The 12,148-nt window shown below is 58.0% G+C and carries 11 protein-coding genes and 1 pseudogene; 3 read left to right on the top strand and 9 right to left on the bottom strand.

Annotation, left to right across the window (positions count from 1 at the left end):
• The first annotated feature begins 81 nt into the window (after positions 1-81).
• A complete protein-coding gene (locus ACZZZU_RS21545; RefSeq protein WP_122492478.1) occupies positions 82-1,365 on the top strand; it encodes an NAD(P)/FAD-dependent oxidoreductase in 1,284 nt (427 codons plus the stop codon).
• A gap of 59 nt (positions 1,366-1,424) precedes the next feature.
• On the opposite strand, the gene ACZZZU_RS21540 is transcribed toward ACZZZU_RS21545, so the two are convergent.
• The 9 genes and pseudogenes from ACZZZU_RS21540 to ppsA form a co-directional block, all read right to left on the bottom strand.
• Positions 1,425-1,919 carry a peptidase C39 family protein gene (locus tag ACZZZU_RS21540; protein ID WP_463551764.1) on the bottom strand — a complete coding sequence of 165 codons (495 nt, stop codon included), beginning with the start codon at positions 1,917-1,919 and terminating at the stop codon, positions 1,425-1,427.
• 298 nt (positions 1,920-2,217) lie between these two features.
• Positions 2,218-3,255 carry an OmpA family protein gene (locus tag ACZZZU_RS21535; RefSeq protein WP_122492480.1) on the bottom strand — a complete coding sequence of 346 codons (1,038 nt, stop codon included), beginning with the start codon at positions 3,253-3,255 and terminating at the stop codon, positions 2,218-2,220.
• A 107-nt stretch (positions 3,256-3,362) separates the two neighbouring features.
• Complete coding sequence (gene sigX / locus ACZZZU_RS21530; protein WP_122492481.1) at positions 3,363-3,953, bottom strand: RNA polymerase sigma factor SigX; 591 nt, start codon at positions 3,951-3,953, stop codon at positions 3,363-3,365.
• A gap of 93 nt (positions 3,954-4,046) precedes the next feature.
• On the bottom strand, positions 4,047-4,871 hold the full coding sequence (locus tag ACZZZU_RS21525) for a mechanosensitive ion channel family protein (RefSeq protein ID WP_122492482.1): 825 nt from the start codon (positions 4,869-4,871) through the stop codon (positions 4,047-4,049).
• 2 nt (positions 4,872-4,873) lie between these two features.
• Complete coding sequence (locus tag ACZZZU_RS21520; protein WP_463551763.1) at positions 4,874-5,119, bottom strand: CrfX protein; 246 nt, start codon at positions 5,117-5,119, stop codon at positions 4,874-4,876.
• A 53-nt stretch (positions 5,120-5,172) separates the two neighbouring features.
• Positions 5,173-6,169: pseudogene (locus ACZZZU_RS21515) on the bottom strand (zinc transporter ZntB).
• Between the two features lie 78 nt (positions 6,170-6,247).
• The gene (rraA, locus tag ACZZZU_RS21510; protein WP_122492485.1) at positions 6,248-6,736 is read right to left on the bottom strand and encodes a ribonuclease E activity regulator RraA; all 489 of its coding nucleotides are present in this window, start codon (positions 6,734-6,736) and stop codon (positions 6,248-6,250) included.
• A gap of 68 nt (positions 6,737-6,804) precedes the next feature.
• Positions 6,805-7,812: an alpha/beta fold hydrolase gene (locus tag ACZZZU_RS21505; protein WP_463551762.1), complete on the bottom strand. Its 1,008-nt coding sequence runs from the start codon at positions 7,810-7,812 to the stop codon at positions 6,805-6,807.
• Between the two features lie 128 nt (positions 7,813-7,940).
• The gene (gene ppsA / locus ACZZZU_RS21500; RefSeq protein ID WP_463551761.1) at positions 7,941-10,313 is read right to left on the bottom strand and encodes a phosphoenolpyruvate synthase; all 2,373 of its coding nucleotides are present in this window, start codon (positions 10,311-10,313) and stop codon (positions 7,941-7,943) included.
• A gap of 192 nt (positions 10,314-10,505) precedes the next feature.
• Here ppsA and ppsR point away from each other — a divergent pair, with 192 nt between their 5' ends.
• Positions 10,506-11,324 carry a posphoenolpyruvate synthetase regulatory kinase/phosphorylase PpsR gene (gene ppsR, locus ACZZZU_RS21495; RefSeq protein ID WP_110618553.1) on the top strand — a complete coding sequence of 273 codons (819 nt, stop codon included), beginning with the start codon at positions 10,506-10,508 and terminating at the stop codon, positions 11,322-11,324.
• A 45-nt stretch (positions 11,325-11,369) separates the two neighbouring features.
• Entirely contained in the window at positions 11,370-12,014 is a 645-nt protein-coding gene (locus ACZZZU_RS21490) for a LysE family translocator (RefSeq protein WP_463551760.1), read from the top strand.
• The last annotated feature ends 134 nt before the right edge of the window (positions 12,015-12,148 follow it).

Raw genomic sequence — 12,148 nt, 5'->3', positions numbered from 1 at the left:
TTTCCCACGGAGGCTAGCCGGGCATTTTTAACTCAGGTAGGATCGCCCGGTTCGTAAAAAATATAAAACAGAGGTTGCAAGATGGCACACACTCCTTATCCGCAGTCTTACTACGCCGCATCGGCAAATGCCGCTCCCGCCAGACCCGAATTGGTAGGCGACGTAGAAACCGATGTCTGTGTAGTGGGTGCCGGATACACCGGCCTTTCAACCGCCCTCTTCCTCTTGGAACATGGCTTCAAGGTCACAGTCGTAGAAGCAGCCAAAGTCGGCTTTGGCGCATCGGGCCGTAATGGCGGCCAGATTGTTAACAGTTACAGCCGCGATATCGATGTCATCGAGCGCACTGTTGGCGCCAAGCAGGCCCAGCTCCTCGGACAAATGGCCTTTGAAGGCGGCCGCATCATTCGTGAGCGCATCGCGACTTACAACATCCAGTGCGACTTAAAAGATGGCGGGGTTTTCGCAGCCATCACGAAAAAGCAGATGGGCCATCTAGAGTCGCAGAAAAAACTTTGGGAACGTTACGGCCATACCCAGCTTGAGCTGATGGACGGCGCGCGCATCCGCGAAGTGGTAAATACCGAGAACTACATCGGCGGCATGCTCGACATGAGCGGCGGGCACATCCACCCGCTAAACCTGGCGCTCGGCGAAGCGGCTGCGGTCGAATCCCTGGGCGGCATCATTTATGAGCAAACGCCTGCCACACGCATCGAACGCGGCGCCAACCCAGTGGTGCACACACCGCAAGGCCGAGTGAAGGCTAAGTTCATTGTTGTTGCGGGCAACGCTTACCTAGGCAATTTGATTCCCGAACTGTCGGCCAAGTCGATGCCGTGCGGCACGCAGGTTCTCACCACAGAACCGCTCAGTGACGAAGTCGCCCGCAGCCTGCTACCCCAGGATTACTGCGTTGAAGACTGCAACTACCTGCTCGACTACTACCGCCTCAGTGGCGATAAACGCCTTATCTTCGGCGGCGGTGTGGTCTACGGCGCCCGCGACCCAGCCAACATCGAAGCCATCATTCGGCCGAAGCTGATCAAAACCTTCCCGCAGCTGAAGAACGTAAAGATCGACTACGCCTGGACCGGCAACTTCCTTCTGACCTTGTCGCGCCTTCCGCAAGTAGGCCGCCTGGGCGACAACATCTATTACTCCCAGGGTTGCAGCGGCCACGGTGTTACCTACACCCACCTGGCCGGCAAGATTTTGGCCGAGTCGCTGCGTGGTCAGGCCGAACGCTTCGATGCGTTCGCCGGGCTTCCACACTACCCATTCCCAGGTGGCGAACTGATGCGCGTGCCATTTACGGCGATGGGTGCTTGGTACTACAGCCTGCGCGACAAGCTGGGCTTCTAACTTGAGCCACAAACAACAACGGCGCCCATCGAGGCGCCGTTTTTTATCGCTTCGTTTTTTCAGTGCGGCGCGCTTTTCAACGCTTCATAGGCATTGCTGGCCGCCAGTTTCTGACCGACCTGTTCAAGTTGCGACGCGGCCGCCATCCAGCGCTGGTGATCAACATTAGCCGGCAATTGCGCCGGCGCTTGGACCAGCACCGCCCAATTGCCAACCTCTTTCCAGGCCGACTCGAAACTCTTAAAGCTCATCACCAGACGGCGGCTCATGCCGGAGCGCAGCAGTAAACGCTGCTTGACCCGGTCATATCCCACCACCACGGCATACCGTGGCGACGAAACAAAGCTGCCATCGTCTATCCGAACCAACACAGGAAAGCCTGCAGAGACCTGCTCAAGCACATCGGCCAGTTGCGGAGACAATGGATACACCAGCAACCCATGTTCATTAACCACGCGCGTGAGATTTTTCTCGATCGTTGATTCCTGGCCGGGCAAATGCATTTTCTTCGCGACCAATCCCGGCGTGGTTACCACATTCTGCTGAGACAGCATTTCTGCCACCGCGCCTGGCGCACCTTCAAACGCGGTTTCGGCGAAAAACGGTACAGCGTTCAGCTCGACCCGCTCCGGCAAAGCACGCACTTGCGGCGCTACAGTCACCCGCGAGGAACAGCTGGCTACCAGCAGTAACACGCAACTTGTTAATAGTAAGAACCGCACTCTCGCCACTTGCACAGCTCCTAATTAATTAAAGAAAGGCCTAAATCATACCGCGCCGGCTACCAGCGCACTTAATCGCAGGCAAAGAAAAGCCCGGCCTAAGCCGGGCTTTTCTGAAACACCGTGCTAATTACTTAGCCTGGGCTTCAACTTCAGCTTCTACGCGACGGTTAACAGCGCGGCCAGCTTCGGTAGCGTTGTCAGCAACCGGCTTAGACTCACCGTAGCCAACAGCGTTAACGCGCTCGCCACCTACACCGTACTGGTTAACCAGAACTTCACGAACGGCGTTAGCACGACGCTCGGACAGTTTTTGGTTGTAAGCGTCAGTACCAACGGAGTCAGTGTGACCTTCAACAGTTGTGGAAGTCGCTGGGTACTGGTTCATGAAGTCAGCCAGGTTCTTGATGTCGCCATAGCTTTCTTCTTTGACTTTCGATTTGTCGAAGTCGAATTTCACGTCCAGTTCAACGCGAACAACTTCAGCAACGGCTGGGCAGCCATCAGCGTCAACAGTTACGTTGGCAGCGGTGCCTGGGCACTTGTCGACATTATCGCAAACGCCGTCGTTGTCGCTGTCCGAGCAAACTTCTGGAGCAGCAGCAGCGGCTACAGGCTCAGCTGCTTTCTTGCCGCCGCCGAAGTTCACGCCGATACCAACGCTTGGCGCCCACTCGGTGTCGCCTTGGTCGATGTTGTATTGAGCTTCAACGCCAGCACGGGCGTAGAAGTTCTCGGTGAAATACACCTTGGCACCGCCGCCCAGGTTGGCGAAGGTGGAGCCGTTACGACCGCCATTGCCATTCTGGCCAATGCTCTGGTCGGAGAAGCCGGCCGAAACGTAAGGGCGCAGCATGTCGCCAGGAGCGTTGAAGTGGTACAGCGCGTCCAGAGCGGTGTTCGAGCCTTTGATGTTGCGGCCGTCATCGCTGCGAGCGTTGTGAACTTCGTCGTAGCCCAGACGCAGTTCAACGTCGTCGGTCAGGAAGTAACCAACGGAACCGCCGAAGAGGTTGCCGTTGTTTTTGAAGTCACGAGCGCTGTCGAACATTTCTTTTTTCGCGAAGCCTTCGATTTCTACTGCACCTTGGCCTTGGGCCAACGCCTGAAGAGAGGAAGCAGCGATCAGCGAGCCGATAACAACGCCTAAGGTGTTTTTAAATTTCATCCGTAAATCCCTATCTTGGTGGTCAGTAAGTTGTCTGACAAACGCAAGACAACTCAGGCGGCGATTCTAACAGCAATCGCCTGGTCGGTTAGAGGTATTTCACCTAACTAAGTTTCGGTAACGCCGGAAAATTTTTCCCGCAACCGGTCGAGCGCTCTTTTATAACGCATCTTGGTTGCGCTCAAGCCCATATGCATGATGTCGGCGATTTCCTGAAACTCCAGTTCGGCAACAAATCGGAGCACCAGAATCTCCCTGTCTATGGGGTTTACATGGACTAGCCAGCGGTCCAGCCCGCCGGGCTCTTGGGCAATGGGCGCTTTTTCTTCGGAAGCTTCTTCCAAAGGATCCAAACTTAAAGCGTCCAACAAACGCCTTTTTCGACGTTCTTTACGGTACTGGGTAATGCACTCGTTGTAGGTAATGCTGTAAAGCCAAGTCTTGAACTTTGACTTGCCTTCGAAATTCTTCAACCCATATAAAACTTTCAACATTACTTCTTGACAGACGTCGTCGGCATCCCGGTCGTTTCCGAGATAACGGGCACACACGTTAAATAGGGTTCGCTGGTAACGACGCATCAGCTCTTCATATGCCCGCGTAATGTGGAACAACTCCACATGCGCACGCGCCACCAGCTCTTCGTCCGAGAGCTCGCGGGGGTCATAACGGGACGATAGCGATTGAGCTTTATTCAAAACGAGTCGGGCCGGCAGTCTGGTGGATAGCCGCCAAGGCCCTGAACCTCAGGCAGTTCAGGATGGCGGCATACATTAGCAGGGATTGGCGCGTTAGCGACTGCTCACCCGTTGCTCAAGGATTTCGCGATTGGACAGCGAAACCAGCTCGCCGTCATCCGTCAGCAGGGTAGTTTTCACCGTACCGATTTCCTCGATCTGCCCTTCCACCTCACCCACTTTCAACTGCTGCCCCACCTCATACAGCTCTCGCACATAGATACCGGCGAGTATCTGCGCAGCGATGTCCCGACTGCCCAGGCCCAGCGCCAGTGCCACAGCCAGGCCAACCGAAATCAGCACGATGGCGATCACGTTGTTGAGCAGATCAGTTTTGACTTCGAGCTGGCCGATAGCGACCGAGATGCTGAGGATAATGACCAGGCCCTGAGCGATGCGGGCCAGACCATTGGCGTAATCCAGACCCACGCCATCCGCTGCACTGCGCACCAGACCACTGACCAGTTGCGCCAGCAAAATACCAATCACCAGCACCAGTGCCGCGCCAAAGACTTTTGGCAGGTACAGCGCCAGCACATCCAGCGTGGCGGAAACGCGCTGCAGACCAAGCGACTCAGCCGCCGACACCAAAAACACCAGCAGCACAAACCAATAAACGATCTTGCCAATCAGCGCCGACACCGGCACTTGAATGCCCGCACGGCCAATCAGCTTGGTCAGGCCAGTGCCTGCCATCAAGCGATCCAGGCCCACTTTGCCGAGCAGTTTCGACAGCAAGGTGTCGAGCAGCTTGGCGACCACAAACCCCAGCAACACCAAAATCAGCGCCACGAACAGGTTGGGAATGAACACTGCAACCTTGGTCCACAGCGCAGCCATTGCCTCTTTCAGGCTTTGGGTCCAGAGATCGAGTTCCATGTTCAGTCAGCCTTCTTGGTCATACGAGCGGAAGAGGCGCGGCGCGATACCGGCGCGACATGATCAGAGCCTTTGTTCACGGCGATCATCAGCGCTTCGAGGCAACGGCCCATGAGGCCGAACAGGTCGCCGGCACCCACTTGTCTATTGGCGGTTTTCAACACGCGGCCCAACGTTGCGTCATCGTCGTGGCTGGTGGCCGAGGACTTGAGCAGATCTCGCAGGGATTGTTCGAATGGATCGTGCATGCGCACCTCAGGATTTCTCAGGGCTAGACGCGGGCTATTTTTGCCGGGTCACATCAAACCCAACGTAATCGGCGAAAAAGCCACCATTGTCCCAGCGCGACCGATGCCATCAGCACACACGCCAGAAGAAAACCGTACGGGCTTTCGGAACCCGGAATGCCGCCGACGTTGATGCCCAGCAGCCCGGTCAGAAAACTCATCGGCAGGAAAATACCGGTGATGATGCCGAAGCGGTACATGGTGCGGTTCATCCGCTCGCTCATGCGCCGGCTCTCGGTTTCCAGCACCAGCCCTACCCGCTCGCGAATCAACTCGAGCTCTTCGAGGTAGCGAGTCAGAAGGTTGTTCAGCTCGTTCCAGTAATCCGCATCGTCGCTGCAGAACCAGGGCAGCTTATTGCGGGTGAGTTGCGCATAAATGTCACGCTGCGGCGCTAGGAACCGACGCAAGCCGGCGGCGCGACGGCGGATATGCAGCATCTGCCCATGCTCCGGCGTAAAACGCTCATCCGCATCGGCGCGCTCTTCCTGCGCATCGACCAGCTCGGACAAATCCATCACCAGCGCGTCCACCTTGCCGGTCATGTGCTGCGCGATATACAGCATCAGTTCCGAGGCGCTTTTCGGCCCCTTGCCGGCATCAAGTTCGGCAATCAGATCTTCGGTCGCATGCAACGGCCGCAGTCGCAACGAGATAACGCGCTGGGGCGGCAGCGAAAATTCGCACCGACACCATGTCTTCCGGCTCGGCGCCCGGGTTGAGGTTCACGCCACGCAAAAACAGCAGCAGCTCATCGTTGGGCAAGGGAAGCAGACGCGGGCGGGTGTTCTCCTCCAGCAGCAAATCGCAGCTGAATTCGTTAAGACCACTGTCGGTGCGAAGCCAGGCGTGGGTTTGCGGGTGACCGCGATCCCAATGCAGCCAAAGACTTTCCGCCGGCTCAAGCTGAATAACGTCGAGCTGCTGACGCGTAATGGCGCGCGCACCACCCTCGCCGTCCAGCACAAACGCGTGCACCAGGCCCCATTGGGCGTTGTCTTCCTCGTGCATTCCCTCGGCATTCCTTCTTTATTACTGCGGCGCGAGCCTAAAAGAAAAACCCGACTTGCGCCGGGTCTTATGGCCGTATCAGGACGGCATGCTGAGCGGTTGCGGAGAAACGATGATGCCGTTGTTGTCGGCGTACACGTACTCGCCCGGGCGGAAGGTGACGCCGCCGAAGGTCACCACCACGTTGAGGTCACCAATGCCGCGCTTGTCGGTTTTCATTGGGTGAGTGGCCAGCGCCTGCACGCCCAGTTCGGTTTGGGCGATGACGTCGACGTCACGGATGCAGCCGTAAATCACCAAGCCTTCCCAGCCATTTTTAGCCGCCTTTTCCGCGAGCATGTCGCCCAGCAATGCACGGCGCAGCGAACCGCCACCGTCCACCACCAGCACTTTGCCCTTGCCGTTCAGGTCGACCTGATCTTTAACCAGCGAGTTGTCTTCGAAGCACTTGATGGTGACGATTTCACCGCCAAACGAGTCGCGGCCACCGAAGTTGCTGAACATCGGCTCGACCACTTGCACCAACTCGGGGTACGCATCGCACAAATCGGGAGTGACGTATTGCATGGGAAAACTCCTGGTGAGGTTCTGGAAACCGCTGACTCAAAACTGGATACGGCGACATCTTAGCCGTGTCACTGCAACGAAGAAACGCTCGGCGCAGGCGCTTCTACAGGTTCTAACGCAGCGGGCAGGCGCAAATTGCGCAACCAGTGCTCGGCTAACGGCCAGACCTCGGCCTGCGCCTGTTTGCTGACTAGCATCTCGACGTGCCCGAAGTCATCGCTGAAACCTTGCCGTTTGCCCAGGCAGACAAAGCGGCGCTGCTCGGAGCCGAATTGTTCCAGCAACTTGCGGCAGCCCCACGCCGGGTCTTGCTCATCGCCGTCGGCAGTTACTGCCATTACGGGCACGTTGACCTCGGCCAGCCCTTTCCACCAGTCGTTTTTCTTCCCTTCACCAAAACGGCCAAACAGGCGGTGCCAGCGCAGGCTCTCGCGAATCAAGCCAACCGGCTCGTCCTCCGGGCCGCGCTTGAGGCGCGAACCAGAAATCACCGAAACGCCCTTGAGCAGCAAGCGTGCGCCCCACTCCACTGGCGGAATTTTCAGCGGCCAGTAAACGCGGCTGACCTGGCTGCCGAATAGCGCCACCGACGCCACGTCGTCTTCGCTCAGGTAATGCCCACCCAGTGCGGCGGCCAAGGTAATGCCACCCAGCGAATGGCCAATCCAGTGCGGCGCCTGCCCGCTCTGCTCGCGCACGAAAGCGGCAATGGCCGGCAAGTCGTAGCGGGCGTAGTCGGCCACGGTGTTGTTGTTGTAGTCGAGGTTGCGTGGCGACAAGCCGTGGCCACGCATTTCGGCAATCCACACGTCGAATCCCGCGCGCGCCAGATACGGCCCCAAGCCAATGCACTTGGGCGAATACCAGAAGCGGCGGTTGGAAAAGCTGCCCGGAATCAGAATGACCGGCACGCCCCGGTCTTCACCGTGGTCAGCCATGCCCAAGCGGGTCAGCGCCAGCTCGACGCTGAAATCCGGGCTGTTTGAGGGTTTGAGGCGATAAACATCCTCGCTGAGATCGCCACGAAACTCGGCGCTCATCAAGGCTACGGGAAACAGTTCACTGCTACTTTGCATGCGGATCGACTGACAGGAAAACTTGCAGAAAAAAGGGCGGGAAATAGCCCCGCCCTTCTTTTGTTTTTTGTGTTTCTTGTTGGGCTTTGCGGTGCTCAGCTGTGAGCATCGCGAAACCCAACGGGACCTTAGGCCTGTTGACCTTCAGCCAAGAAGAACCAGGTTTCCAACACGGAGTCCGGGTTCAACGACACGCTTTCAATGCCTTGCTCCATCAGCCACTTGGCCAGGTCCGGGTGGTCCGATGGGCCCTGACCGCAAATGCCGATGTACTTGCCGGCTTTGTTGCAGGCCTGAATGGCGTTGGACAGCAGCTTTTTAACCGCCGGATTACGCTCGTCAAACAGGTGAGCGATGATGCCGGAGTCACGATCCAGGCCCAGGGTCAGCTGAGTCAGGTCGTTGGAGCCGATGGAGAAGCCGTCGAAGAATTCCAGGAACTCGTCGGCCAGAATGGCGTTGGACGGCAGTTCGCACATCATGATGATGCGCAGGCCGTCTTTGCCACGGGACAACCCGTTGGCCGCCAGCAAGTCGATTACCTGGCTCGCTTCGCCCAGGGTGCGTACGAACGGCACCATGATCTCGACGTTGGTCAGGCCCATCTCGTTGCGCACTTTCTTCAGCGCACGGCATTCCAGTTCGAAGCAGTCGCGGAACGATTCACTGATGTAACGCGAGGCACCACGGAAGCCCAGCATCGGGTTTTCTTCTTCCGGCTCGTAGAGCTTGCCGCCGATGAGGTTGGCGTATTCGTTGGACTTGAAGTCCGACAGCCGCACGATAACTTTCTTCGGCCAGAACGCGGCGGCCAAGGTGCTGATGCCCTCAACCAGCTTCTCGACATAGAAGCCAACCGGATCGTCGTAACCGGCGATGCGTTTGTCGACGCTGTCTTTGATGTCTGCCGGCAGACCTTCGTAGTTCAGCAGCGCCTTGGGGTGCACGCCGATCATACGGTTGATGATGAATTCCAGACGGGCCAGGCCGACACCGGCGTTAGGCAACTGGGCAAAGTCGAACGCGCGGTCCGGGTTGCCGACGTTCATCATGATTTTGAAAGGCAGATCTGGCATGGCATCGACGGAGTTGGTGCGAATGTCGAAGCCCAGCTCGCCTTCGAAAATAAAGCCGGTATCGCCTTCAGCGCACGACACAGTCACGCCCTGGCCATCGACCAGGACTTGCGTCGCGTTACCGCAGCCGACCACTGCCGGAATACCCAACTCACGGGCGATGATCGCGGCGTGGCAGGTACGGCCGCCACGGTTGGTGACGATGGCGCTGGCGCGCTTCATGACCGGTTCCCAGTCCGGGTCGGTCATGTCGGAAACCAGTACATCGCCCGGCTGAACCTTGTCCATCTCGGCGATATCGTTGATCACGCGCACTTTACCGGCGCCGATCTTCTGGCCAATGGCGCGACCTTCCACCAGCACTTTGCCGGTCTCTTTAAGCAGGTAGCGCTCCATCACGTTGGCCGTGGTGCGGCTTTTTACGGTTTCCGGACGGGCTTGGACGATGTACAGCTTGCCGTCGTCGCCGTCTTTGGCCCACTCGATGTCCATCGGGCGGCCGTAGTGTTTTTCGATGATGATCGCCTGCTTGGCCAGCTCGGTGACTTCGGCATCGCTCAGGCAGAAACGGGCGCGGTCAGCGCGGTCGACATCAACGGTTTTCACCGACTTGCCGGCCTTGGCTTCGTCGCCATAGATCATCTTGATGGCTTTGCTGCCCAGGTTGCGACGCAGGATCGCCGGGCGGCCTTCTTCCAGGGTTTTCTTGTGAACGTAGAATTCGTCGGGGTTCACCGCGCCTTGCACCACGGTTTCGCCGAGGCCGTAGGCGCCGGTGATGAACACCACGTCACGGAAGCCCGATTCGGTATCCAGGGTGAACAACACGCCAGCGGTGCCGGTTTCCGAACGCACCATGCGCTGAACGCCAGCCGACAACGCCACCAGCTTGTGATCGAAGCCCTGGTGCACGCGGTAGGAAATGGCGCGGTCGTTGAACAGCGAGGCAAACACTTCCTTGGCAGCACGGATTACGTTTTCCACGCCACGAATGTTCAGGAAGGTTTCTTGCTGGCCGGCGAACGAGGCGTCTGGCAAGTCTTCGGCGGTGGCCGACGAGCGCACGGCGACTGCCATGTTTTCGTTACCGTTGGCCATGACCGCAAAGGCTTCGCGGATTTCGGCGTTCAAACGTTCAGGGAATTCGGCTTCCATGATCCATTGACGGATCTGCGCACCGGTTTTGGCCAGGGCGTTGACGTCGTCGACATCCAGCGCGTCGAGCGCGGCATGGATCTGGGCGTTGAGGCCGCTCAGTTCGAGGAAATCACGGTAGGCTTGGGCAGTGGTTGCGAAACCACCGGGGACCGAGACGCCAGCGCCTGCGAGGTTACTGATCATTTCGCCGAGGGATGCGTTCTTGCCCCCCACGTGCTCCACATCATGGACGCCGAGCTTATCGAGGGAAACTACGTATTCAGCCAAGGGATCTCTCCACTAACGGTGTTGGACTAGCTCAGACCCTATTTACTCTCACGCTTTGCTGCACCTTGGTGCCGCTCCCTGTGACGGTGGCCTGGCCCTGGAAAATAAGTAACAATGCCAACCGGCATGGCTTCGATCAAAGGGGCCCTATGATAGCCAAGAATCATCCTTAGCTTAAGGCCCTCGGTGCAAATGAAACGAACCGCTTTCTTCATCTCCGACGGCACCGGCATCACGGCCGAAACGCTTGGCCAAAGCCTGCTGGCGCAGTTCGAGAACATCACGTTCCACAAGCTCACGCGCCCCTACATCGACACCGTAGAAAAAGCGCGGGCGATGGTACAGCAAATCAATAATGCGGCTGAGAAAGACGGCGTTCGCCCGATCATTTTCGACACCATCGTCAACCAGGACATCCGCGATATTCTCGCCAAGTCCGATGGCTTCATGATCGACATCTTCTCGACCTTTCTCGCTCCCCTCGAACAGGAACTGACGTCGCACTCGTCCTATTCGGTGGGCAAGTCCCACTCCATCAGCCACAACTCCAACTACATGGAGCGTATCGAGGCCGTTAACTTCGCCCTCGACAACGACGATGGCGCCCGCACGCATTACTACGACAAGGCCGACCTGATTTTGGTCGGTGTCTCGCGCTGCGGTAAAACCCCAACCTGCCTATATATGGCACTGCAATATGGCATTCGTGCAGCCAACTACCCGCTGACCGAAGACGACATGGAGCGCCTGCAACTACCCAACGCGCTCAAGCAGTACAAAGACAAGCTGTTCGGCCTGACCATCGACCCCGACCGCTTGACCGCCATTCGCAACGAACGCAAGCCCAACAGCCGTTACGCCAGTTTTGCCCAGTGCGAGTTCGAAGTGCGTGAAGTCGAACAACTGCTGCGCCGGGAAAACATTCCGTACATCAATTCCACGCATTTTTCCGTGGAAGAAATCTCCGCCAAAATCCTGGTGGAGAAAGGCGTTGAACGGCGCTTGAAATAGACGCCGCTGAAACAGACCCGCTACAGCGAAAAAGGTGCACATTCGATGACGCTAATGGACTGCTTGTTGTTTGCACCGATCGCCGTAGCGATTGCCCTCACGCCTGGGCCCAACAATTTCTGCGCGCTCAATAACGGTATTCGTCACGGCGTCGGCACTGCCGTTGCCGCCACGGTTGGCCGCAATGTGGCCTACGCCATCTTCCTGGCCATTTCCGCCGTTGGCCTGGGCGCCATGTTGCTGGCGTCGGAAACCGCGTTCACCGTCTTGAAATGGCTGGGCGCGGCTTACCTGCTTTACCTCGGCATTCGCGCCTGGCGCAGCCGGGAATTCAGTGGCCTCGACCTGGCTGAAAGCAGCGTAGCAGAGGGCGCGGCTGGCGGCCGAAGTGTGACGTGCCTGATGCTTCAAGAGTTCCTCGTCGGCATCAGTAACCCCAAAGCCATTCTGCTGTTCGCCGCCATCTTCCCGCAGTTCATCAAACCCGATTTGCCCACCACCGAACAATTTGTGTACCTGGGCGGCACGTACCTGTTGGCCGAGTTCGTGGCCTCCATGGTGTACGGCCTGTTCGGGCGGCAGATTCGCCGGCTGATCAAGACTCCTACAGGCGCGCGGCGCCTGAACAAAACCACCGGGGCGTTTTTCATGGGCGCCAGTGGGGTGTTGTTGAGCACTACGCACCATTGATCGTGCTCGCAGCCTCCCCCTCTCCCTAACCCTCTCCCCGCTGGGGCGAGGGGACTGAAAGCCGATCGGAAATAAGCCCGCCACCGCGCTCAAGCTCCCCTCGCCCGCTAAGCCGGCCGGGCAGGCGAGAGGGG

Source organism: Pseudomonas sp. AC136 (assembly GCF_979258585.1).
Note: the sequence above shows the minus strand (reverse complement) of the source record. Positions and strands in the feature narration are given on the sequence as shown.